This is a genomic window from Edaphosphingomonas haloaromaticamans, assembly GCF_001853345.1.
Taxonomy (GTDB): Bacteria; Pseudomonadota; Alphaproteobacteria; order Sphingomonadales; family Sphingomonadaceae; genus Sphingomonas_E; species Sphingomonas_E fennica.
Genome location: NZ_MIPT01000001.1, coordinates 137591 through 160699, shown reverse-complemented (window position 1 = coordinate 160699; position 23109 = coordinate 137591). Strand labels below are relative to the sequence as shown.

The window sequence follows — 23109 nt, the reverse complement described above, 5'->3', positions numbered from 1 at the left end:
CCCATCAGGAGACATGGATGACCATCATCACCACCGAACGGGCGGGCGACGTCCTCGTCGTCATATCGAACAATCCGCCGGTCAACGCGCTCGGCCATGCGGTGCGTGACGGGCTGGCCAAAGCGATCGACGCGGCCGCCGCCGATCCCGCGATCAAGGCGGTGGTGATCCGCTGCGAAGGCCGCACCTTCTTCGCCGGTGCCGACATCACCGAATTCGGCAAGCCGATGAAGGACCCGCAGCTTCCCGAGCTGCTCGAACGCATCGAGGCGCTGGACAAGCCGGTCGTCGCCGCGATCCACGGCACCGCGCTGGGCGGCGGGCTGGAAACCGCGCTCGCCTGCCATTATCGCGTCGCCGTGCCCTCGGCGAAGCTCGGCCTGCCCGAAGTGAAGCTCGGCATCCTCCCCGGCGCCGGCGGCACGCAGCGCCTGCCGCGCGTGGTGGGCGCCGAAGCCGCGCTGGAGATGATCGTCGGTGGCGCGCCGATCGGGGCGAAGAAGGCGGCCGAGGTCGGCCTGGTCGATCGCCTCGCCGCCGAGGACAATCTCGCCGCCGAAGCCATCGCCTTCGCGCGGGAGGTGGCGGACAAGCGCCCGCTGCCGCGCACCAGCGAGCGCAAGGCCGTGGCCGAACCCGGCGTGTTCGAAGCGTTCCGTGCGAAGAATGCCAAGAAGATGAAGGGCTTCGAGGCGCCGGAAGCCTGCATCGAGGCGATCCAGGCCGCCATCGACCTGCCCTTCCGCGAAGGGCTGGAGGTGGAACGCCGCCTCATCGCGAAGCTGATCGTCAGCGATCAGTCCAAGGCGCAGCGCCACATCTTCTTCGCCGAGCGGGCGGCCGCCAAGGTCGATGGCCTGCCCGCCGATACGCCGCTGATCCCGGTGAAGTCGGTCGGCGTGATCGGCGCCGGCACGATGGGCGGCGGCATCGCCATGAACTTCCTGTCGATCGGCGTGCCCGTCACCATCCTCGAGGCGGAGCAGGCGGCGCTCGATCGCGGCGTCGGCGTGATCGCGAAGAATTACGCCAACAACGTCAAGAGCGGCCGGATGACGGAAGCGCAGGTCGAAAAGGCCATGGCGCTGCTCAAGCCCACTCTGTCCTACGACGACCTCGCCCAGGCCGACCTCGTCATCGAGGCGGTGTTCGAGAATATGGACGTGAAGAAGGAGGTGTTCGCCCGGCTGGACAAGGCGGCCAAGCCCGGCGCCATCCTCGCCACCAACACCTCCTATCTCGATGTCGACGAGATCGCCTCCGTCACCGCGCGGCCGGAATATGTGCTGGGCATGCACTTCTTCTCGCCCGCCAACGTGATGAAGCTGCTGGAGGTGGTGCGCGGGGCGAAGACGTCCGATTCCGTGCTCGCCACCGCCATGGCGCTCGCCAAGCAGATCAGGAAGATCGCGGTGGTCGCCGGCGTCTGCCACGGCTTCATCGGCAACCGCATGCTGAAGCCCCGGCAGGATCAGGCCGGCCAGCTCATCCTCGAAGGGGCGAAGCCCTCGGACGTCGATCGCGTCTTCCTCGATTTCGGCTTCCCGATGGGGCCGTTCCAGCTCGCCGATCTCGCCGGGCTCGACATCGGCTGGCATCGCGATCCCACCCGGCGCGAAACCGTGCGCGAGGCGCTGTGCGCCGAAGGCCGGCTCGGCCAGAAATCGGGCGGCGGCTTCTACGATTATGACGAGAAGCGCCAGCGCACGCCCTCGCCGGTCGCCGAACGGATCATCGCCGAATTCGCGGCCGCCAAGGGCATCCCCCAGCGCCAGATATCCGACGAGGAGATACGCGAGCGCTGCCTCTACACCATGGTCAACGAAGGCGCGAAGATCCTGGAGGAAGGCAAGGCCCAGCGCGCGTCCGACATCGACGTCGTCTGGGTCTATGGCTATGGCTGGCCGGTCTATCGCGGCGGCCCGATGCTGTGGGCGGACCAGATCGGCCTGAAGACGGTGGTGGACGGCCTGAAGCGCCAGGCCGATCGCCTCGGCCCCGATTTCTCGCTGTCGCCGCTGCTCGTCGCCAAGGCGGAAAAGGGTGAAACCTTCAACTGATCGGCCGGCCCGATATCGAACAGAAGCCGGGCGGCGGGGGCATCGGCCTCCGCCGCCCGCATTTTTACCGGCGCGCGGCTACCAGCGGCCGGTTCTCCTGCTCGATCGCCGGCTCCTGCGCGGCGCCCCTGGCGATGAAATCGGCCGTCCGCAGCGCCAGCGCGAGAATGGTCAGCGTCGGATTGGCCCAGCCGGACGTCGGGAAGAGCGAGCTTCCCGCGACATGCAGGTTGGCGAGGCCGTGGACGCGGCCGGTGGCGTCGGTCACGCCTTCGCGCGGGCTGTCGGCCATGCGCGTCGTGCCCATATGGTGATAGCCGCCGATCGGATGCGCGCTGATCAGCGGATCGGTGCGCCAGGCGCGGCTCGCATCCGAAAGCCAGGGCGCGGCCTCAACCCGGCCCAGCCCCAGCCGCTCGGTCTCGCGGCCGAGGGCGGCGACGAGGCCCGCCACGCTGTCCGTATCGATCGCGCTCATCCGCCAGTCGAGCCTGGCGCGGCGCAGGCCCAGCGCGTCGGTCGTGCCGTCCAGCAGCACCCGGCTGTCGGGATTGGGCGCCTGCTCGCCGCGCACCACCAGCGCCACGTCCAGCCGGCCGGCCTTGTGCAGCAGCCAGGGGCGGAGCGGCTCGGTCACGCTCATCGTCGCGTTCACCGCCTGCTTGGTGCGCATCCACATCGCCCGCGCGCGCCGGCTGGGGGCAAGATCATGCTTCAATTTCTGATAGGCGCGCATGCCCAGCGCCTCGCTGCCGTGCACCGGCCGGCGACCGGCGATGGTGAGCGAGGTGTTGAGCAGCCCCTGCTCGCGCTGCAGCCGCTCGGCCGGAGCGATCAGGGCCGCGGCGTTATGCCCGTCCAGCCGGTGCTTGCGGCCGAAGGCGTTGAGCAGCGCCCACACCCCAGGCCCGACGATCCTGCCGCCGCGCGCATGGGGATGTTCCATGAAGTAACGGCCCACCTGGTCGTGCGCGTTGCCGAGGCCGGTGCGCACGATCGAATCCGATGCCAGCAGCAGCCGGGCATTCTCGATGCCGCCCGCCGCCAGCACATAATTGCGCGCGCGCACCCGGTGGCGCCGGCCCGAGCGCGCCGTCAGGTCGAGATGGCCGATCGCCCGGCCCGAAGGCAGGGCCACGATCTCCGTCACCGTCGCATGGGTCAGGATGCGGCAGCGTGGATTCTCGCGCAGGTCCGCGCACGATTCGAAGGTGAAGCGGTTGAACCTGTCGTCGAAGCTCCAGAAGGGCGTGCGCAGCACATCCGCATCGAAATCGGGAAGCGGCGCGCCCGCGCGGGCGAAGCTCTCCGCGGTCGGTTCGCGCGACGGCAGGTCCAGCAGGTCGCGGGCCGCCGCATAATAAGGCGCGATCTCGGCATGATCGATCGGCCAGCCCGAATGGGGCACCCAGTCGCGCCGGACGAAATCGATCGGGTCCAGCTCGGCGCAGCGCCCGCCCCAGATGGCGGTGGTGCCGCCGAAGAAGCGCAGCCGCGCATGATCCAGCGGATAATAAGGCTCGCCCACCGATCGACCCTCGTTCAGCGCGGCGGTATCGGCCTCATGATCCAGGCCGCCGCTTTCCAGCAGCACCACCCGCTGGCCCGCGGCGAGCAGCCGGCGGGCCACGGTGATCCCCGCCGCCCCCGCGCCGATCACGCACGTATCCGCCAGCAGCTCGGCGGAAACGCCGTCATCCAGATCGATATGCATGCTTCACCTCACGCTGGTGCGTTGGCCCGCCGGGCAGAAGCGTCCGGCAACACGGGCAACGCGGTAACTCGATGGGCCGGGGGACGGATGGCGGCATCCGCCTGCTCCAGCCCGCCATCCTCCAGATGGTCGGCGATCCGGTCGATCTCCTCGGGCGTCCCGTCGCCGATCAGGGCATAGGAAAGGTCGCCCTTGCGCCAATAAGCGATCGACCGGCCGTCCATCCGCTCGGCGGAAGGCTCGGTCGGCGCCGTGCTGGCGCCGCGCACAGCGAAGATGGAAAGCACGCCCTTGTCCTCGGTATGCACCAGCATCTGCAGCGCCGGGCCATATTCGGACGGGAAAAGCTGCGCATCCAGCACGCGCCAGCCGGCGGGCAGGCGGGGCACGCGGATGCCGGTCTCGCGCATCAGATCATGCACGTCCAGGTTCGGCGCCTCGGGCTGGGATGCCATGCGCGCCCGCATCAGCGTGATCCGGTGGGACATCATCGCATCGTCCAGATAGGATGGCGGCGATGCCACGCTCTGCCCGCCGGCATTGGGCAGCACCAGCGTCATCACGCTCAGCCCCGCAAAGGCGATCACCGCCGCCAGCGAAAGCCGGGTGCCGCCGGCGCGCCGCTCGGCGCGGGGCGTGAACGGCCGGGCCTTGCCGGCGATCAGCCGCAGGGCGCTGCGGCCGGCCAGATCCTCCATCACCCGCGCGGCATCGTTGGGCCGCTGGCTCAGGTGCCGCTCGACCTCGCAGGCGCGCGCCGCGTCCAGCTCGCCGTCGACATAGGCGTTGATGTCGATATCGCAGATGCGGTTCCTGTCAGTCGTCATCGCGTCCTCCCACGATGCGCAGCCGCGCCGCCGTCGGCTCCGGCGCATCCGCCCGCAGCGCGGCCCTCGCCCGGTTCAGGCGCGACATGATCGTGCCCACCGGCACGCCCAGCGCATCCGCGGCCTGCTGGTAGCTCATCCCCTCGATCGCCACGCAGCGCAGCGCGGCGCGCTGGCCATCGGGCAGCGCCTCGAACCGCTCGCCGATCTGGCGCAGATAGGTGGCGAATTCCTGGTCGGCCGGCTGCGCGGGCGTCGCCGTCGTGGCGCGCGCATCGGCCAGCGCGTCGATCCGCGCGGCCTCGCTGCGGCGGCGGCGCAAACCATCGATGAACAGGTTGCGCAGCACCGTGAACAGCCAGTGGCGGATCGATTGGCCCAGCGCCGGGCGCGGCGGCCGTTCATGCGCCTTCAGCAGCGTTTCCTGAACCAGATCCTCGGCGGCGGTCCCGTCGCGCGTCAGCAGCCGGGCATAACGCCTGAGCGCCGGCGCATGCTCCAGTATCGGATCGGGATCGGAAGGATGCTGCATATTGAATATACGCGGTGACCAGGCATTCTATTCCCCGGTCTCACGAAGGCCGCCGATCGCGCCATATGAAGTCGGCGAACATGACCATCCGTTCGACCAGGATGACGGACAGAGGCAAGGAGCGTGACGATGCGGACATATGTTCTGGAACCCGGCCATCAAGGGCTGGAAGCGCTGCGCCAGGCCGAAATCGCCACGCCCGTGCCCGGCCCCGGCGAGATTCTCATCCAGGTCCGGGCCTGCTCGCTCAACTATCGCGACCAGCTTCTGATCCAGGGCCGCTATTTCGGCGGGCCGATCCGGACGGCTGCGATTCCGCTTTCCGACGGCGCAGGCGAGGTGGCGGCGATCGGGGCCGGCGTCACGCGCTTCGCGGTGGGGGATCGCGTCACCGGCACCTTCTTCCTCGATTGGGAGGACGGGCCGGCCGATGCACGCAAGGTCGCCACCTCGCTCGGCGCGCCGCCGGCCACCGGCATGCTCGCCGAATATGCGCTGCTGCCCGAACGTGCCGTGGTGCCGATCGCCCCGTCGCTTTCGTTCGAGGAAGCCGCCACCCTGCCCTGCGCCGGCATCACCGCCTGGAACGCGCTGATGGAAGGCCCCCGGCGGCTCCAGCCGGGCGATACCGTGTTGCTACTCGGCACGGGCGGCGTCTCGCTGATCGCCCTCCAGCTCGCACGCGCGGCCGGCGCCGCGGTGATCATCACCTCCTCCTCCGACGCCAAGCTGGAGCGCGCCCGCGCGATGGGTGCCACCCACGGCATCAACTATCGCGCCACGCCCGATTGGGGCGCGGCCGCGGCGGAGGCGGCGGGGCCGAACGGCATATCCCATATCGTCGAGGTCGGCGGGCCGGGCACGATCGCCCAGTCGATGCAGGCGATCGGCTATGGCGGGGAAATCGGCATCATCGGCCTGCTCGCCGCCGAAGGCCAGTCCAACCCGCTGGCGCTGATGACGCGGGGCGCGACGATGCGCGGCATCTTCGTCGGATCGCGCGCGATGGCCGAGCGGCTGAACGCCGCAGTGGAGGCCAACGGCATCCGCCCCGTCATCGACCGCGTCTTCGCCTTCGACGATGCGGTGGACGCCTATCGCTACCAGTCCGGCAGCGACCTGTTCGGCAAGGTGGTGATATCGGTGTAGGCGCCAGCCTTGACCCGCGCGAAAGCCCGGCGGCCCTGCCTTCGCGCGCCCGGATCAAACTGTCAGCACAAGCTGTTGCCGGAAGCAGAAGCTACGGAAATCACACAAAAGATCCGCCATTCCCGCGCAGGTGGGAGCCATAGGCCAGCGTAGCTAACCATGGACGCGGTTGGCTCGATTGAGTCGATAGCACCCGACACAATGGATTCCCGCCTTCGCGGGAATGACGGGGGAGAGGTGGTCGCCTGGAGAGATCCCTGAATCGGACCTCACCCGCGCCATGATCCATCCACGCCGCCTAGGCGGCCAGTTCCGCCACCACCCAGCGATTGCCGTCCGGGTCCGCCACCATCGTATAGCGTCCCCACGCCTCCTTGCGGATCGGCGCTACCTCCACCCCCAGCCCCGCCAGCCGGGCATGTTCGGCCTCGATATCGGGCACGCCCAGCATCAGCCCCTGCTGGCAACCCGGCGGCATCGCATCGAACCAGTTGACCAAGGTGATCGATGCCCCGCCGCCCGGCGGCTGCAGCTGGATCCAGCGCGAATCCGGCCCCATCGCCTCGTCGCGCATCACCGCGAATCCCATGATGTCGGTATAGAAGCCCCTGGCCCGCGCCTGATCGGCGACCGGGATCGATACGATGGCGATCGGCATTTTCCTCCCCCTCCTGTCCCGACTGCGATAGGCTGCGGATCATAACACCCGCGTCGCGGGTCGATCGATACAGGATGGTCCATGAAAGACGAAACAGAAGCCGATCTGAGCGGCGCCACCCCGCGCCGCCGCCCCAAGCCCGACGTGGTGGAGCTGGGCGGCCGTCCGCTCAAGCCCGCCACGCTGATGATGGGCCACGGCTATGATCCCATGCTGTCGGAAGGCGCGCTGAAGCCGCCGATCTTCCTCACCTCCACCTTCGTGTTCGAAAATGCCGCCGCCGGCAAACGCCATTTCGAAGGCGTCACCGGCAAGCGGCCGGGCGGGGCGGAGGGCCTCGTCTATTCCCGTTTCAACGGCCCCAATCAGGAGATTTTGGAGGACCGGCTGGGCGTGTGGGAGGATGCGGAGGACGCGCTCACCTTCTCCTCCGGCATGGCGGCGATCGCCACGGTGCTGCTGGCGCTGGTGAAGCCGGGCGACATCATCGTCCATTCCGCGCCGCTCTACGCCGCCACCGAAACGCTGATCGGCAAGATCCTCGGCCGCTTCGGCGTCCACTGGCTCGATTTCCCCGCCGGCGCCAGCCGGGAGGAGATCGATGCCGTGCTCGGCCGCGCGCAGGCTGAGGGGCGGGTGGCGCTGATCTATCTGGAAAGCCCGGCCAATCCCACCAACGCGCTGGTCGATGTGGAGGCGGTGAAGGCATCGCGCGATGCGCTGTTCGGCACCGGGCCGGATGCGCCGCCGATCGCCATCGACAACACCTTCCTCGGCCCGCTCTGGCAGAAGCCGCTGCGCCACGGCGCCGATCTCGTCCTCTATTCGCTCACCAAATATGCCGGCGGGCATAGCGATCTGGTGGCCGGCGGCGCGGTGGGATCGAAGGCGGCGATCGCGCCGATCCGGGCGATGCGCAACACGATCGGCACCATCACCGATCCGCATTCGGCGTGGATGCTGTTGCGCAGCCTGGAGACGCTGGAGCTGCGGATGAGCCGGGCGGGCGAGAATGCCGCCAAGGTCTGCGCCTATCTGCGCGATCATCCCAAGGTGGAGACGGTGGGCTATCTGGGCTTCCTGGAGGAAGGATCGCGCCAGGCCGACATCTATCGCCGCCACTGCACGGGGGCGGGCTCCACCTTCTCGCTCTATCTGAAGGGCGGCGAGAAGGAGAGCTTCGCCTTCCTCGACGCGCTGAAGATCGCCAAGCTCGCCGTCAGCCTCGGCGGCACCGAAACGCTGGCCAGCGCGCCGGCGGCGATGACCCATCTTTCGGTGCCGGACGAACGCAAGCTGGCGCTGGGCATCACCGACAATCTGGTGCGCATATCGATCGGCGTCGAGGATGCCGACGATCTGGTCGCCGACATGGAGCAGGCGCTGAAGGCCGTCTGAGCGGGATTTTCCAGACCGGCTGATCCCGATCCTCCCCGGCTGGCGGCCGGGGAGGAAATCGCCCCCGCTTGGCCGGACGCGAACATTCGGCCCGATCGCCGCTGCGTTCCTTGTTGCATGGCCGCGAAACGCCAATGCACAACCGTGCGGAAAAAACGATCGGAGAGCGGGATGGGCGACAAGCGGACAATGGCGATGTGGGGCGGCGTCCTGCTGCTGGCCGGGTGCGGCGGCGGATATTCGGGGCCGATCGACACCAGCGGGCCGACCGCCGACTGGCGCTTCTACGGCGGCGACGCGGACGCCACCCATTATTCGCCCGCCACCCAGATCACCACCGCCAATGTCGCCGGGCTGAAACCCGCCTGGACCTACCATATCGGCAAGCTGGACGTGCCCGAAGGCGTATCGCCGACGTTCGAGGCGACGCCGATCGTGGCGGACGGCAAGATGTTCGTCTGCTCGGGCCTGGGCAAGGTCGCCGCCGTCGATCCCGAGACCGGCAGGGAAATCTGGGCGCAGAATTACAAGGCGGATGCCACCAACGCCTATCTGATCAACTGCCGGGGCGTCACTTATTATCGCGATCCTGCCCCCGCACCCGCCAACGGCCCCGCGCCCGCAGAATGCGTCAGCCGCATCCTCGTCGGCAGCATCGACGGCCGGCTGCGGGCGCTGGATGCCGAAACCGGCCAGCCCTGCGCCGGCTTCGGCGACAAGGGCGTGCTCGATCTCACCCAGGGCCTCGGCCCGGTGCAGCCGGGCGACTATGCGATCTCCTCGCCCCCGGTGGTGGTGGACGGCAAGATCGTGCTGGGCGGGCGCATCCCCGACAATATGCGGGTCGACGTGCCGGCCGGCGTGATCCGCGCCTTCGACGTGCATAGCGGCAAGCTCGCCTGGGCATGGAACCCGCTGCCGCCCGGCGTCACCGACACCGCCAACGCCCCGCCGGGCGAACCCTATGTCCGCGCCACGGCGAACAGCTGGGCGCCGCTCACCGCCGATCCGGCGCGCAACCTCATCTTCGTGCCGACCGGCAATGCCGGCCCCGACCATATCGGCATCGATCGCGGCAACCGCGATTACTGGTCCTCCTCGGTGGTGGCGCTCGACGCGCGCACCGGCCAGCCGCGCTGGCGGTTCCAGACGGTGCATCATGACGTCTGGGATTATGACGTGCCGGCCCAGCCGCTGCTGTTCGATCTGAAGCAGGGCAGCCGATCGATCCCGGCGCTCGCCCAGGCGACCAAGCAGGGCCATATCTTCATCCTCAACCGCGAAACCGGCGAGCCACTGTTCCCGGTGGAGGAACGCCCCGTGCCGCAGGCCGGCGCGCTGCCCGGCGAGAAGCTGTCGCCCACCCAGCCCTTCCCCAAGGACCCGGCGATGATCGTGCGCCGGGACATGACCGAGGACGACATGTGGGGCTTCACCTTCTGGGACAAGGGCAAGTGCCGCGATCTGTTCCGCAGCGCCAATTGGGAGGGCGTGTTCACCCCGCCTTCCACGCGGGGGACGATCTTCTTCCCCAGCTTCATGGGCGTGAACAATTGGGGCGGGATGGCGATCGATCCGGTCAACCAGGTGCTGGTGGTCAACACCACGCAGGTGCCGGCGATCGTGAAGATGGTGCCGCGCAAGGAAACCGATGCCATGCTGGCGCGCGGCGAACGCCTGCTGCCGAGCTTCGGCACGCCTTACGGCAACACGATGGTGCCGATGCTGTCGCCGCTGGGCGCACCCTGCGTGCGGCCGCCCTGGGGCACTTTGCTGGCGATCGACCTCAAGACCCGCAGGAAATTGTGGGAAGTGCCGCTGGGCACCACCCGCGATCTCGCGCCATGGCCGATGTGGCTGAAGCTGGGCGTGCCGAACATGGGCGGCGCGGTGGTGACGGCATCGGGCGTGGTGTTCATCGGCGCCGCGACCGACAATTTCCTGCGCGCCTTCGATATCCGCACGGGGCGCGAGCTATGGAAGGGCCGGCTTCCCGCCGGCGGCCAGGCGACGCCCGTCACCTACCGACTGAAGCAGGACGGCCGCCAATATGTCGCCATCGCGGCCGGCGGCCACAAATATCTCGGCACCAAGATCGGCGACTCGCTGGTCGCCTTCGCGCTGGAACCCAAATGATCCGGCGCGGCCGGCGAGGCGGCTTATCCTCCGATGGCACCGGGTGAACCGCCCGGCCTGCCCGAGCCGCCCGCCTTGTCGCGGGATGGATTTCGGCGCGCCCACTTCGTTGGTTTCGCCGTTGAAGCCGCCGGAACTGTAGCCGCGGGCATAGTTGGCATAGACGTTGACGCGATCGGCGATCTCGTAACGCATCCCGGCCGGCGACCGAACCGATGCCGGCAGACCGGCCCGAAAGAAAAGCCCCGATGAGACCGCCTCACCGGGGCTGATTCTTCCGCCGATGCGGCGGATCAGGCGATCGCGGCCTTCCGCCGGCCGCCGAAGCGGCGGAGCGTGCCGCCGATGAAGCCGAAGCCGATGATCATCTGCGCCCAGGTCGCCGCTTCCGGCACCGCCGCCTGCGCGGTGGTGTAGGACCAGTTCGGGTTGGCCAGCACATCGATATTGGTGTTCCAGCCGATCGCATCGAACACGGCGAGATCGAGCCCGCGAACGACGCCCATCTGCCCATAAGCCACGGTCGGGTCCATGATGCCGAGCTGGAGGTTGCCGCTGGCATCCTTCCAGTGCGAGGCCTGCCGCCCGTCGCCATTATATTCGCCGGTCGAGAAATAGCCGTCGAGGAAGGCCGTCTGGCCACCGTCGATCGAGAAATAGGCGTCGTCGCCGGGCGCCCAGTTCAGCTCGGCGCCGTCGTTGCTCTGGGCGTAACGGAACAGATCCATCACATAGCCCCAATAGACCTCGTTCACCGGATAATCGGCGAGATCGCCTGCCAGCGGCCCATTCGGTCCACCGACATAATCATAATCGTCGACGCCGCTCGTAAAGCCCAGGATATGGCCGATTTCATGGATCGCCACCGCAACGAAATCGATCTTGTTCGCATCGATGCCGTCGGTGGGGTCGAAGTCGAACGCGAAATCGGAGCTGAACGTGATGTCGCCGTCGGGCTCGTCCGGAATGAAGGCGCCAAGCCCGATCGCCTTGATGACCGACGAGTTTATGCCGATTTCCTGGTTGTTGGCACTGCCGTCATTGTCGAAGACCCGCTTGGTGGTATCGACGCCGAGCTTGTTCGCCTCGTCCACATAACCGGGGGTGACCACCGAAACCGCGCCGTTGGTGAGCGTGGGCAGCACCTTCACCGCATCGAGATTGGTCGTGCCCGTCGCGCCCAGATAGGCCTGATAGGTCGGGATATCGAGGACGTAGAGATTGCTCTGCGCACCGCCGATGATGTCGGGATCACCGAAGGACGAGAAGCTGATGTTGATGTTTATCGTCACATCGTTGGTGAGCACATGCTCCCAGAAGCTCTTGGCGATGTTGAAGCCGCGCTCGGCGGCCGAGCCCGCGACGGTGCCGTCGTCGGTGAACACGATGCTGACGGCGTTGGCGGGTGCTGCGCCAGCCACGAGACCGACGGCAAGGGCCGTCCCCAGCAAGGTTTTACGAAAGCGATGTGCAAGCATGGTCATGGTCGATTCCCCTGATTCCCAAGGACCACGGCTCCCGCCCGTTCCATGATGCCCGCCTATGGGCCGGAGTCGGTCACTCTGCGTTAACCATAAGGGGTGGTTAGCGGTTTCAGGTCAAGGGAGATTATGGGTCGCCCCAATACGGGACAAAGAAAAAGGCCCGCGACATCTCTGCCGCAGGCCCCGTTCTTCTTTCCCGATCGTCGCCGGATCAGGCGGCGAGCTTCCTCAGCACGTAGGGCAGGATGCCGCCGTTCAGGAAATAATCGAGCTCGTTGACGGTATCGATCCGGCAGCGCGTCTCGAACGTCTCGGTCGTGCCGTCGGCGCGGGTGAGCTTCACCGTCACCGCCTGGCGCGGGCGAAGGCCGGCGACATTCTCGATCGTGAAGGTCTCGGTGCCGTCCAGCTTCAGCGTCTTGCGATCGACGCCGTCGGCGAACTGGNGCGGCAGCACGCCCATGCCGACGAGGTTCGAACGATGGATGCGCTCGAAGCTTTCGGCGATGACGGCGCGGACGCCGAGCAGGGTCGTGCCCTTGGCCGCCCAGTCGCGCGAGGAGCCGGTGCCATATTCCTTGCCGGCGACGACGACCAGCGGCGTGCCGTCCGCCTTATACTTCATCGCCGCATCGTAGATCGCCATCACGTCGCCGGACGGGATATACTTGGTCATGCCGCCTTCGATGCCGGGGATCATCTCGTTCTTGATGCGGATGTTGGCGAAGGTGCCGCGCATCATCACTTCATGGTTGCCGCGGCGCGCGCCGTAGCTGTTGAAGTCCGCCTTCGAGACCTGATGCTCGAGCAGGTAGCGGCCGGCGGGCGAATCCGCCTTGATCGAACCGGCCGGGCTGATGTGATCGGTGGTGATCGAATCGGCGAAGATGGCGAGCGGGCGGGCATCGCGGATGTCCGTGACCGGCGCCGGCGTCATCGACATGCCTTCGAAATAAGGCGGGTTGGCGACATAGGTGGAGCCGGCCGGCCAGCTATAGGTGTCCGAACCCGTCACGTCGATCGCCTGCCAGCGCTGATCGCCGCGGAAGACGTGGGCGTAGCGGCTCTGGAACATGTCGCGATCGATCGCGCCGTCCATCACCGCGCGGATCTCGTCGTTGGTCGGCCAGATGTCCTTCAGATAGACGTCGCTGCCGTCCTTGCCCTTGCCGATCGGGGTGTTCACGAAATCGGTCGTGACCGTGCCCTTCAGCGCATAGGCGACGACGAGCGGCGGCGAGGCGAGGAAGTTCGCCCGCACGTCCGGCGAGACGCGGCCCTCGAAGTTGCGGTTGCCCGACAGCACCGAGGCGGCGACGATATCGTTGCCGTTGATCGCGGCCGAGATCGGCGCGGCCAGCGGGCCGGAATTGCCGATGCAGGTGGTGCAGCCATAGCCGACGAGGTTGAAGCCGATCGCGTCGAGCGATTCCTGCAGCCCCGCCTTCTTGAGATAGTCGGTGACGACCTGGCTGCCGGGGGCGAGCGAGGTCTTGACCCAGGGCTTCGGCTTCAGGCCCTTCTCCACCGCCTTCCTGGCGACGAGGCCGGCGGCGACCAGCACGCTGGGGTTGGAGGTGTTGGTGCAGCTGGTGATCGCGGCGATCACCACGTCGCCGTCGCCGATGTCATGATCGCGGCCCTCGACGGGAACGCGCTTGGCGGCGGCCTTCTTGTAGACGGTCTCGAGGTCGTTGTTGAACACCTCGTCCACCTGGGTCAGCACCACCTTGTCCTGCGGGCGCTTCGGGCCGGCGAGCGACGGCACCACCGTGCCCATGTCCAGCTCGAGCGTGTCGGTGAAGACGGGATCGGCGGCGGCGGGATCCAGCCAGAAGCCCTGCGCCTTGGCATAGGCCTCGGTCAGCGCGATCTGTTCCTCGTCGCGGCCGGTGAGGCGCATATAATCGAGCGTCTTGCCGTCGATCGGGAAGAAGCCGCAGGTCGCGCCATATTCCGGCGCCATGTTGGCGATGGTCGCGCGGTCGGCGAGGCTGAGGGCCGAGACGCCGGGGCCGTAAAATTCGACGAAGCGGCCGACCACGCCCTTGGCGCGCAGCATCTGGGTGACGGTGAGCACGAGATCGGTGGCGGTGATGCCTTCGGACAGCGCGCCGGTGAGCTTGAAGCCGACCACTTCCGGGATCAGCATGGACACCGGCTGGCCGAGCATGGCGGCTTCCGCCTCGATGCCGCCCACGCCCCAGCCGAGCACGCCGAGGCCGTTGATCATCGTGGTGTGGCTGTCGGTGCCGACGCAGGTATCGGGATAAGCGACGGTGGCGCCGTCCGCATCGGCCGAGGTCCACACCGCCTGGGCGATATTCTCAAGGTTCACCTGGTGACAGATGCCGGTGCCCGGCGGCACCACCTTGAAATTGTCGAGCGCCTTGGAACCCCATTTCAGGAATTCATAGCGCTCGCCGTTGCGCTGATATTCCAGCTCGACATTGTCCTCGAACGCCTTGGGCGTGCCGAATTCGTCGACCATCACCGAATGGTCGATCACGAGGTGCACGGGCACCTGCGGGTTGATCTTGGTGGCGTCGGCGCCCAGCGCGTTCATCGCGTCGCGCATCGCGGCCAGATCGACCACGCAGGGCACGCCGGTGAAATCCTGCATCAGCACGCGGGCCGGGCGATACTGGATCTCCCGTTCGGAGGTGCGATCCTTCTGCCAGTCGGCGATCGCCTGGATATCCTCGGCGGTCACGGTCACGCCGTCCTCGAAGCGCAGCAGATTCTCCAGCAGCACCTTCATCGAGAAAGGCAGGCGGGACACGTCGCCGAGCTTCTCGGCCGCCTTCGGGATGGAGTAATAATGGACGGTCTTGCCGCCGACCTGAAGAGTCGTGCGGGTGTTGAGCGTGTCCTGTCCGACGGCGGTCATGGCGCTGTTCCCTATGCTGCGGATGCGAGAGTCCCGGCGCCCTTAGCAGGCCGCATCCGGGGGGGGAAAGCCTGAATCGGGCGAAAGGGCCGGTGCGGACCGGCAGGCCCGCGCAGGAAGCGGTGCGCAGAACGGGCCAATCGCGGCCGATCGGGCCACGGATGCCGCGCGGGGCTTTCCTCCCGGCCGATCGGATGGAAACCTGCCGGCAAACAGAAAGCCCCTTGGGAGATTTGCCGATGAAGTTCGTCCTGTCCGCCGCCTTCGCGCCGGTGCCCGCCTTGCCCGATATCGCCGTCGCCGCCGACGAGGCCGGCTGGGCGATGATCACCATGTCGGATCATGTCGTGAATCCCGAAACGCTGACCGTGCCTTATCCCTATACACCCGATGGCTCGCGGCGCTGGCCCGAATTCACCGACTGGCCGGACCAGATGGTGATGATGGGCGCCTATGCGGCGATCACCAAGCGCATCCGCTTCACCACCAACGCCTTCGTGCTGCCGATGCGCAATCCCTTCCTGGTCGCCAAGGCGGTATCGACCGTGTCGGCCATCTCCAACAACCGGGTGGTGCTGACCTGCGGGGTCGGCTGGTCGAAGGACGAATATGGCCTGCTGGGGCAGGATTTCCACACGCGCGGCAAGCGCGCGGACGAGATGATCGAGATCATGAAGCTGCTGTGGACGGGCGAATATGTCGAATATCACGGCAAATATTACGATTTCCCGCGGATCGAGATGAATCCGAAGCCCGCCGGCCCGGTGCCGATCTGGATCGCCGGCATATCCGATGCCGCGCTGAAGCGCGCGGCGCGCGTGGGCGAAGGCTGGCTGACCGATCTGCAGCCGGCGGCCGAGATATTGGAAAGCATAGCCCGCATCCGCGAGCTGCGCCGCGAATATGGCCGCGATCACCTGCCGTTCGACGTGCTCGCCTCGCCCTCGGACGTGTTCGACGTCGACGGCTACAAGCGGCTGGAGGACCAGGGCATCACCCATATCCTGATGCAGCCCTGGCACCTCTATCATCCCGGAACCCAGGATGTCGGCCAGATGATCGACAGCGTGAAGCGCTACGCCGACGACGTGATCGCGCGCTTCGAATAAGCGCGCGGCCGGGGGGCGGGCCTGACCTGGAGTCGGGCTCAGCCCACCGTCTGCTCGATCGCGCCGAAGATGCTGTGGCCGCGATCGTCCTCGGCCCAGATCCGCACCGTATCGCCCCGCTTCAGGAACGGCGTCGAAGGCGCGCCGTTGAGGATCGTCTCCACCATCCGCACCTCGGCGATGCAGCTATAGCCGCGCCCGCCATCGGCGATCGGCCGGCCGGGGCCGCCATCGGCATCGCGGTTGGAAACGGTGCCCGAACCGATGATGCTGCCGGCGCAGAGGCTGCGCGTCTTGGCGAGATGCGCGATCAGCGTGCCGAAATCGAAGGTCATGTCCTCACCCGCCTGGGTGCGGCCGAAGGGCGCGCCGTTGATGTCGACGTCCAGCCGGCGATGGAGCTTGCCGTCGCGCCATCCGTCCCCCAGCTCGTCCGGCGTCACCAGCACCGGCGACAGCGCGGAGGCCGGCTTCGACTGGACGAAGCCGAAGCCCTTGGCCAACTCCGCCGGGATCAGGTTGCGCAGCGACACATCGTTGACGAGGCCGACCAGCCGGATCGCGCCCAGCGCGGTCTCGCGATCGCTGCCCTGCGCGACGTCGCCCGTCACCACCACGATCTCCGCCTCGAGATCGCAGCCCCAGGCCTCGTCCGCCAGCGGGATGGGATCGCGCGGCCCCAGGAAGCCGTCGGACCCGCCCTGATACATCAGCGGATCGGTCCAGAAGCTTTCGGGCAGCTCCGCGCCCCGCGCCTGCCGGACGAGCTGGACATGGTTCACATAGGCCGATCCGTCCGCCCACTGATAGGCGCGCGGCAGCGGGGCCGCCGCCAGCCGTTCGTGGAAGCGCATCATCGGGATCGCCTCATGGGCGAGATCGGTCGCGAGCAGTTCCAGCCCGGGCGCGACATTCTCCCAATCGTCCAGCGCGGCCTGCAGCGTCGGCGCGATGTGCGTCGCATCCGCGCACCAGGCGAGATCGCCGCTGACGACCACCAGCCGCCCGTCACGCCCCTGCTTCAGCGATGCCAGCTTCATTCCGCCTCTCCCTGATTCATGTTCCGGCGTTCGTCCTCAGGCTTCATCGGCATCGCCGCGGCCGACGCCGGTATAGCGCAGCCCGGCGCGCAGCGCCTCCTCCGGCGGATAGATATTGCGCAGGTCGACCAGCACGGGCGCGGCCAGCAGGCCGGCGATCCGCTTGAGATCGAGCGCGCGGAAGGCGTTCCATTCGGTGACGATCACCAGCGCGTCGGCGCCGTCCGCCACGGCATAGGGATCCTCGGCGAAATCGACATTGGGCAGCAGCGGCCTTGCCTGCTCATGCCCTTCGGGATCGAAGGCGCGCACCCTGGCGCCGGCATCCTCCAGCGTCTGGATCAGCGAGAGGGACGGCGCGTCGCGCATGTCGTCGGTATTGGGCTTGAAGGTGAGGCCGAGCACGCCGACGGTGCGGCCACGCACGTCGCCGCCCATCGCCTTGATGACCTTGCGGCCCATCGCCCGCTTGCGCGCGTCGTTCACCTTCACCGTGGCCTCGACGATGCGCAGCGGCGTCTCATGATCGTCCGCCGTCTTGAGCAGCGCCAGCGTATCCTTGGGGAAGCAGGACCCGCCATAGCCGGGGCCGGCGTGGAGGAACTTGGCGCCGATGCGGTTGTCGAGCCCGATGCCGCGCGCCACCTGCTGCACGTCGGCGCCGGCGACCTCGCAAAGGTCGGCGATCTCGTTGATGAAGGTGATCTTCACCGCCAGGAAGGCGTTGGCGGCATATTTGATCAGCTCGGACGTCCGCCGGCCGACGAACAGCAGCGGCGCCTGGTTCAAATAAAGCGGGCGGTAGATTTCCTGCATCACCGCGCGGGCGGGCTCGTCCTCCAGGCCGATGACGATGCGATCCGGCCGCTTGAAATCCTCGATCGCCGCACCTTCGCGCAGGAATTCCGGGTTGGAGACGACATAGGCCTCCGCATCGGGCGCCACCTCGCGGATGATGCGCTCCACCTCGTCGCCGGTGCCGACCGGCACGGTCGATTTGGTGACGACCACGGTCGGCCCGGTGATCGCGGCCGCGATCTCGCGCGTGGCGGCGAAGACGTAGGAGAGATCGGCATGCCCGTCGCCCCGGCGCGAGGGCGTGCCGACGGCGATGAACACCGCGTCCGCCCCGGCGACGGCGGAGGCGAGATCGGTGGTGAAGGACAGCCGCCCCGCGCGGACATTGCCGGCGACCAGCGCGTCGAGCCCAGGCTCGTAGATCGGGATTCCGCCCGCCTCGAGCGCCGCGATCTTGCCTGCATCCTTGTCGACGCAGATGACGTCATGACCGAAATCGGCAAAGCAGGCCCCGGACACCAGCCCGACATAGCCGGTGCCGATCATTGCGATACGCATGGTGGGCTATTTCCCCTTGTAAGCGGTTGCCGGCCATCGGCTAGCATCGACCATGCCGCGCCGCAACCGGAGCCCCATGAGCGGAGGCCGGCCATCGCCGGGCCGCACCGGATACGGGCCGGCAAGGGCGGCGGCGGATGCCCGGCCAGGCCGTTGCCGGGCACCCGCGCCGTTCATTCCTGCGACGTCAGCCCGCCGCCCAGCGCGACATAGAGCGAGACCAGATTGGCCAGTTCCGCCCGGCGGAGCTGGATCAGGCTCTGCTCGGCGGAGAACAGGTTACGCTCGGCATCGAGCACCTCGATATATTGCGCGACGCCATTGTCGTAACGCGACCGCGCCAGTTCGGCGAGGCGGCGCTGGGCGTTGGCCGCGCGTTCCTGCGCGGCGACCTGATCGGCCAGCCAGCGGCGCCCGGCCAGTGCGTCCGCCACCTCGCGGAAGGCGGTCTGCACCGTCTTTTCATAGGTGGCCACCGCGATGTTCTCGCGCGCGACGGCGACGCTGAGATTGCCCTTGGTGGCGCCCCAGTCGAAGATCGGCAGGCGGATGCTGGGGCCGAAGCTCCAGGTCGTGCCGCCATCCTTGAACAGGCCGTCGAGCTGGTTGGAGGCGAAGCCCGCCGATCCCGTCAGGCTGATCGTCGGGAAGAAGGCGGCGCGGGCCGCGCCGACATTGGCGCGCGCGGCGCGAAGCTGCTCCTCGGCCGCCAATATGTCCGGCCGGTTGTTGAGCAGGTCCGACGGCAGGCCCGGCCCGATATCGCGGATGATGCCCTGCCGCGCCATCGGCAGCGGATCGGGCAGATCGTCCGGGATCGGCCGGCCGACCAGCACGTAGGAATAGTTGCGGGTCTGGGCGCGGGCCAGCCGCAGATTGGCAAGCTCCGTCTCCGCCTGGGTCAGCAGCGTTTCCGCCTGGCGATAATCGAGCGCGGAGGTGACGCCGGCATCGAGGCGGAGCTTGGCGATGCGAAGCCCCTCCTGCCGGCTGCTCACCGTCTGCTCGGCCAGCGCGATCCGCTCCGCCTGCTCGCGCGCCTGGAGATAATTGACCGCGACGTCGCGGATCAGCGACAGGCGGAAGGCCCGCTCGGCCGCGACCGTCGACAGGTAGGTGGAACGCGCGGCCTCCGACAGATTGGCCACCCGACCCCAGAAATCGAGCTCGAACGAGGCCACGCCGACGCCGATATCGTAGCGGTTGAGCGTCTCCGGCCCGCCGACGGTGCCGCCGCCCGGCAGGTTGAACTGGCCGTTGTTGGTGCGGCTGCGGGTGAAGCCGCCGTCCAGCGCGATTTCCGGCAGGCGCGCGGAATTCTGGATGCGATATTGGCCGCGCGCCTCGGCGATCCGTTCCACCGAGATGCGCAGATCGCGATTATTGTCCAGCGCCATCTGGATCACCGCCTGGAGGCGGGGATCGGTGAAGAAATCCTTCCAGCCGATCTCCGTCGCCTTCCGCATGCCTGCTTCCGGCTGATATTCGGGCGGATAGAGCGGCGCCGCGGCGAAGGGCGGCCGGCTATGCTCGGGCGCGAAGGAACAGCCGGCCAGCACCGTCGCGGCCAGCAGCGGGAGGAGAATGCGCTTAGCCATGCGCCGTCTCCCCGCCATCGGGGCCGTGCGACACACCGGGCGCATGCGGCGCCTTGCGCGTCAGCCAGCGGCGCACCGCCAGATAGAAAAGCGGGATGAAGAAGATGCCGAGCAGGGTCGCCGCGATCATGCCGCCCATCACGCCCGTGCCCACCGCCCGGCGGCTGGCAGCGCCGGCGCCGGTGGAGATGAACAGGGGCACCATGCCGAGGATGAAGGCGAGCGACGTCATGATGATCGGCCGCAGGCGCAGCTTCACCGCATCCATCGTCGCATCGAACACGGATCGGCCCTCCGCCTCGCGCTCGATCGCGAACTCGACGATCAGGATCGCGTTCTTCGCCGCCAGCCCGATGATCGAGATCAGCCCGACGTTGAAATAGACGTCCGCCGAAAGCCCGCGCATCATCGAGAAGAGCACCGCCCCCAGCACGCCCAGCGGCACTACCAGCAGCACCGCCACCGGCACCGACCAGCTTTCGTAGAGCGCGGCCAGCAGCAGGAAGACGACGATCAGCGAAAGGCCGAGCAGCGCGCCGACCTGACCCGCCGACTGGCGTTCCTCATAGGAGGTGCCGGTCCATTCGAAGTCGAAGCCGTCGGGAAGCTGCTGCGCCAGCCGCTCCATCTCGTCCATCGCCTCGCCCGACGAGCGGCCCGGCGCCGCCTGGCCCGAGATCGTCATCGCCGGATAGCCGTTATAGCGCTGGAGCTGCGGCGAGCCCGAGGTCCATTGCGCGGTGGTGAAGGCGCCGAACGGCACCATCTGCCCCTGCGTGTTGCGCACGCGCAGGTTCAGCACGTCCTCCGGCGTCATGCGCGATCGCGCGTCCGCCTGCAGCATCACCTTCAGGATGCGGCCGTCATAGGCGAAGTCGTTGGCATAAGCCGATCCGAACGCGATCGAGAGCGTCGCGTTGACGTCGCCGATCGAGAGGTTGAGCGCGCGCGCCTTGACGCGGTCGATCTCCACCTTGAGCTGCGGCGCATCCTCCTGCCCTTCCGGGCGGACGCCGGTGAGGATCGGGCTCTGGCTGGCGAGGCCCAGCATCATGTTGCGCGCCTCGACCAGCTTGTCATGCCCCAGCGCGCCGCGATCCTGCAGCATAAAGGTGAAGCCGCTGGCATTGCCCAGCTCGCGGATCGGCGGCGGATTGATCGTGAAGATCATCGCCTGCTTGATCTGCATGAGCGCGCCGAACGCACGGCCGACAAAGGCCTCGATGCCGTTTTCCTGGCCCTTGCGGTCCTTCCAGTCCTTCAGCACGACGAACATCATCGCCGCGTTCTGGCCCTGGCCGAAGAAGCTGAAGCCCCGGATCAGCACATAGCGGTCGATCTGCGGCTGCTCGGCATAATAATCCTTCATCTGCCGGATGGCTTCCTCGGTCCGCTCCAGGGTCGCGCCCGGCGGCGCCTGGACGATCGAGATGGCATAGCCCTGGTCCTCGTTCGGCAGGAAGCTGCTCGGCAGGCGCAGGAAGAGGAGCGCCGTCAGGCCGACCAGCGCCACGAACACCGCCAGCCAGCGCAGCGGGCGGGACATGATCTTGCCCACCCGGCCCTGATAGGCATCGGTCGTGCGGCCGAACCAGCCGTTGAACCGGTTGAAGAAGGCCTGGAGCCAGGGGAAGCGCGATTTCGCCTCGGGATCGTGCGGCTTCAGCATGGTCGCGCAGAGCGCGGGCGTGAGCGTGAGCGCCAGCAGTGCCGAAAAGGCGATCGACACGACCAGCGTGATCGAGAACTGGCGGTAGATGCCGCCCGTCGATCCGGGGAAGAAGGCCATCGGCACGAACACGGCGATCAGCACCAGCGTGATGCCGATGATGGCGGTGGTGATCTGGCCCATCGCCTTCACCGTCGCGTCGCGCGGGCTCAGATGCTCCTCGCTCATGATGCGCTCGACATTCTCGATCACGACGATGGCGTCGTCGACGAGGATGCCGATGGCCAGCACCATGCCGAACAGGGTGAGCACGTTGATCGAGAAGCCGAACAGCCAGAGGCCCAGGCAGGCGCCTGCGAGCGCGATCGGCACCACCAGCGTCGGGATCAGCGTGGCCCGCAGATTCTGGAGGAAGAGGAACATGACGAGGAAGACGAGCACCATCGCCTCGCCCAGCGTCTTCACCACTTCCTCGACCGAGATGGTGATGAAGGGCGTGGTGTCATAGGGCACGGACCAGGTGATGTCCGGCGGGAAGCCGCGCGCCAATTCTTCCATCCGGGCGCGCACGCCCTCGGCGGTCGACAGCGCGTTGGCGCCCGGCACGGTCTGCACGGCGATGCCCGCCATCGGCCGGCCCGAAAGCTCCGTGCCGATGCCATAGCTCGCCGCCCCAAGCTCCACCTTGGCCACGTCGCCCAGCCGGATCGTCGATCCGTCCGGATTGGCGCGCAGGATGATGTTGCGGAACTGGTCCGCATTGGTGAAGCGGTTCTGGGTGATGATGGTGGCGTTCAGCTCCGCGCCCTTGGCGATCGGCTGGTCGCCGAGCTGGCCGCCGGCCGTCTGGCTGTTCTGCTCCTGCACCGCGGCGAGCGCCTCGGCCGCCGACATGCTGTAGCCGGCGAGCTTGTCGGGATCGAGCCAGACGCGCATCGCATATTCGGAACCCAGCAGGCGCAGGTCGCCCACGCCGGGCACGCGGCGCAGCTCGTCGATCACCTTGGCGGAGGCGACGTTGCCGAGCGCGAGGCTGTCGGTCGTCCCGCTCTTCGACGAGATGGCGACGATCATCAGGAAGCCGGAACCGGCCTTGTTCACCTGGATGCCCTGACGCCGCACCTCTTCGGGCAGGCGCTGCTCCACGCGGCGCAGGCGGTTGTTCACCTCCATCTGCGCGACGTCGAGGTCGGTGCCCGAACGGAAGGTGACGGTGATCGTCGCCGTGCCGTTCGATTGGCTGTTCGAGAGCATGTAGAGGAAGCCCTCGACGCCGTTCAGCTCCTGCTCGATCACCTGGGTGACGTTGGTGGAGAGCGTCTCCGCGTCCGCGCCCGGATAGGTGACGCTGACGGTGAGCGAGGGCGGCGCCACGCTCGGATATTGCTCGATCGGCAGGTTGCGCAGCGCCAGCACGCCGGCGAGCGCGATGCCGAGGGCGATCACCCAGGCGAAGACCGGGCGGTCGATGAAGAAGCGGGCGAACATG

The 23109-nt window shown here is 67.7% G+C and carries 15 protein-coding genes; 5 read left to right on the top strand and 10 right to left on the bottom strand.

Annotated features, from left to right (window positions below):
• Nucleotides 1-17 precede the first annotated feature (17 nt).
• The gene (locus BHE75_RS00775; protein WP_070931718.1) at nt 18-2060 is read left to right on the top strand and encodes a 3-hydroxyacyl-CoA dehydrogenase NAD-binding domain-containing protein; all 2043 of its coding nucleotides are present in this window, start codon (nt 18-20) and stop codon (nt 2058-2060) included.
• 64 nt (nt 2061-2124) lie between these two features.
• Here BHE75_RS00775 and BHE75_RS00770 read toward each other — a convergent pair whose 3' ends face one another.
• From BHE75_RS00770 to BHE75_RS00760, 3 genes are read right to left on the bottom strand one after another with little or no spacing between them, the layout of a single operon-like run.
• Nucleotides 2125-3774 (bottom strand): FAD-dependent oxidoreductase, encoded by a 1650-nt coding sequence (locus tag BHE75_RS00770; RefSeq protein WP_070931717.1) that lies wholly within the window; start codon nt 3772-3774, stop codon nt 2125-2127.
• A gap of 8 nt (nt 3775-3782) precedes the next feature.
• Nucleotides 3783-4601: an anti-sigma factor family protein gene (locus BHE75_RS00765; RefSeq protein WP_070931715.1), complete on the bottom strand. Its 819-nt coding sequence runs from the start codon at nt 4599-4601 to the stop codon at nt 3783-3785.
• Nucleotides 4591-5133, bottom strand: coding sequence for a sigma-70 family RNA polymerase sigma factor (locus tag BHE75_RS00760; RefSeq protein ID WP_070931713.1), 543 nt, complete (start codon nt 5131-5133; stop codon nt 4591-4593). The genes BHE75_RS00765 and BHE75_RS00760 overlap by 11 nt, the downstream gene beginning before the upstream one ends.
• Before the next feature lie 129 nt (nt 5134-5262).
• Here BHE75_RS00760 and BHE75_RS00755 point away from each other — a divergent pair, with 129 nt between their 5' ends.
• The gene (locus BHE75_RS00755) at nt 5263-6282 is read left to right on the top strand and encodes a zinc-dependent alcohol dehydrogenase family protein (RefSeq protein WP_070931711.1); all 1020 of its coding nucleotides are present in this window, start codon (nt 5263-5265) and stop codon (nt 6280-6282) included.
• A gap of 298 nt (nt 6283-6580) precedes the next feature.
• Here BHE75_RS00755 and BHE75_RS00750 read toward each other — a convergent pair whose 3' ends face one another.
• Nucleotides 6581-6940, bottom strand: a complete 360-nt coding sequence (locus BHE75_RS00750; RefSeq protein ID WP_015458862.1) for a VOC family protein — start codon at nt 6938-6940, stop codon at nt 6581-6583.
• Between the two features lie 81 nt (nt 6941-7021).
• Between BHE75_RS00750 and BHE75_RS00745 the strand changes: the two genes are divergently transcribed.
• Nucleotides 7022-8338, top strand: a complete 1317-nt coding sequence (locus BHE75_RS00745) for a cystathionine gamma-synthase family protein (protein WP_015458861.1) — start codon at nt 7022-7024, stop codon at nt 8336-8338.
• A gap of 171 nt (nt 8339-8509) precedes the next feature.
• Nucleotides 8510-10474 carry a pyrroloquinoline quinone-dependent dehydrogenase gene (locus BHE75_RS00740; RefSeq protein WP_070931709.1) on the top strand — a complete coding sequence of 655 codons (1965 nt, stop codon included), beginning with the start codon at nt 8510-8512 and terminating at the stop codon, nt 10472-10474.
• 293 nt (nt 10475-10767) lie between these two features.
• Here the strand turns inward: BHE75_RS00740 and BHE75_RS00735 are convergent, their stop codons facing one another.
• Entirely contained in the window at nt 10768-11958 is a 1191-nt protein-coding gene (locus BHE75_RS00735) for an NF038122 family metalloprotease (protein WP_254684319.1), read from the bottom strand.
• A 211-nt stretch (nt 11959-12169) separates the two neighbouring features.
• Nucleotides 12170-14848 carry an aconitate hydratase AcnA gene (acnA, locus tag BHE75_RS00730; protein ID WP_070931707.1) on the bottom strand — a complete coding sequence of 893 codons (2679 nt, stop codon included), beginning with the start codon at nt 14846-14848 and terminating at the stop codon, nt 12170-12172.
• A gap of 239 nt (nt 14849-15087) precedes the next feature.
• On the opposite strand from acnA, the gene BHE75_RS00725 reads away from it, so the two are divergent.
• The gene (locus tag BHE75_RS00725; RefSeq protein ID WP_015458857.1) at nt 15088-15957 is read left to right on the top strand and encodes an LLM class F420-dependent oxidoreductase; all 870 of its coding nucleotides are present in this window, start codon (nt 15088-15090) and stop codon (nt 15955-15957) included.
• Nucleotides 15958-15995: 38 nt separating this feature from the next.
• Here BHE75_RS00725 and BHE75_RS00720 read toward each other — a convergent pair whose 3' ends face one another.
• The 4 genes from BHE75_RS00720 to BHE75_RS00705 form a co-directional block, all read right to left on the bottom strand.
• On the bottom strand, nt 15996-16997 hold the full coding sequence (locus BHE75_RS00720; protein ID WP_070931705.1) for a fumarylacetoacetate hydrolase family protein: 1002 nt from the start codon (nt 16995-16997) through the stop codon (nt 15996-15998).
• Between the two features lie 36 nt (nt 16998-17033).
• On the bottom strand, nt 17034-18353 hold the full coding sequence (locus tag BHE75_RS00715) for a UDP-glucose dehydrogenase family protein (RefSeq protein WP_070931703.1): 1320 nt from the start codon (nt 18351-18353) through the stop codon (nt 17034-17036).
• A 173-nt stretch (nt 18354-18526) separates the two neighbouring features.
• On the bottom strand, nt 18527-19951 hold the full coding sequence (locus BHE75_RS00710) for an efflux transporter outer membrane subunit (RefSeq protein ID WP_015458854.1): 1425 nt from the start codon (nt 19949-19951) through the stop codon (nt 18527-18529).
• Nucleotides 19944-23108, bottom strand: coding sequence for an efflux RND transporter permease subunit (locus BHE75_RS00705; protein ID WP_015458853.1), 3165 nt, complete (start codon nt 23106-23108; stop codon nt 19944-19946). Before BHE75_RS00705 ends, BHE75_RS00710 begins: the two co-directional genes overlap by 8 nt.
• Nucleotide 23109 lies beyond the last annotated feature (1 nt).

Bases quoted from the DNA above. Each gene is read 5' to 3' on its own strand.
- BHE75_RS00715 (WP_070931703.1), bottom strand. From the start codon at position 18,353: ATGCGTATCGCAATGATCGGCACCGGCTATGTCGGGCTGGTGTCCGGG.
- BHE75_RS00775 (WP_070931718.1), top strand. From the start codon at position 18: ATGACCATCATCACCACCGAACGGGCGGGCGACGTCCTCGTCGTCATA.
- BHE75_RS00725 (WP_015458857.1), top strand. From the start codon at position 15,088: ATGAAGTTCGTCCTGTCCGCCGCCTTCGCGCCGGTGCCCGCCTTGCCC.
- BHE75_RS00745 (WP_015458861.1), top strand. From the start codon at position 7,022: ATGAAAGACGAAACAGAAGCCGATCTGAGCGGCGCCACCCCGCGCCGC.
- BHE75_RS00755 (WP_070931711.1), top strand. From the start codon at position 5,263: ATGCGGACATATGTTCTGGAACCCGGCCATCAAGGGCTGGAAGCGCTG.
- BHE75_RS00770 (WP_070931717.1), bottom strand. From the start codon at position 3,774: ATGCATATCGATCTGGATGACGGCGTTTCCGCCGAGCTGCTGGCGGAT.
- BHE75_RS00740 (WP_070931709.1), top strand. From the start codon at position 8,510: ATGGGCGACAAGCGGACAATGGCGATGTGGGGCGGCGTCCTGCTGCTG.
- BHE75_RS00735 (WP_254684319.1), bottom strand. From the start codon at position 11,958: ATGACCATGCTTGCACATCGCTTTCGTAAAACCTTGCTGGGGACGGCC.
- BHE75_RS00765 (WP_070931715.1), bottom strand. From the start codon at position 4,601: ATGACGACTGACAGGAACCGCATCTGCGATATCGACATCAACGCCTAT.
- BHE75_RS00705 (WP_015458853.1), bottom strand. From the start codon at position 23,108: ATGTTCGCCCGCTTCTTCATCGACCGCCCGGTCTTCGCCTGGGTGATC.
- BHE75_RS00710 (WP_015458854.1), bottom strand. From the start codon at position 19,951: ATGGCTAAGCGCATTCTCCTCCCGCTGCTGGCCGCGACGGTGCTGGCC.
- BHE75_RS00720 (WP_070931705.1), bottom strand. From the start codon at position 16,997: ATGAAGCTGGCATCGCTGAAGCAGGGGCGTGACGGGCGGCTGGTGGTC.
- BHE75_RS00750 (WP_015458862.1), bottom strand. From the start codon at position 6,940: ATGCCGATCGCCATCGTATCGATCCCGGTCGCCGATCAGGCGCGGGCC.
- BHE75_RS00760 (WP_070931713.1), bottom strand. From the start codon at position 5,133: ATGCAGCATCCTTCCGATCCCGATCCGATACTGGAGCATGCGCCGGCG.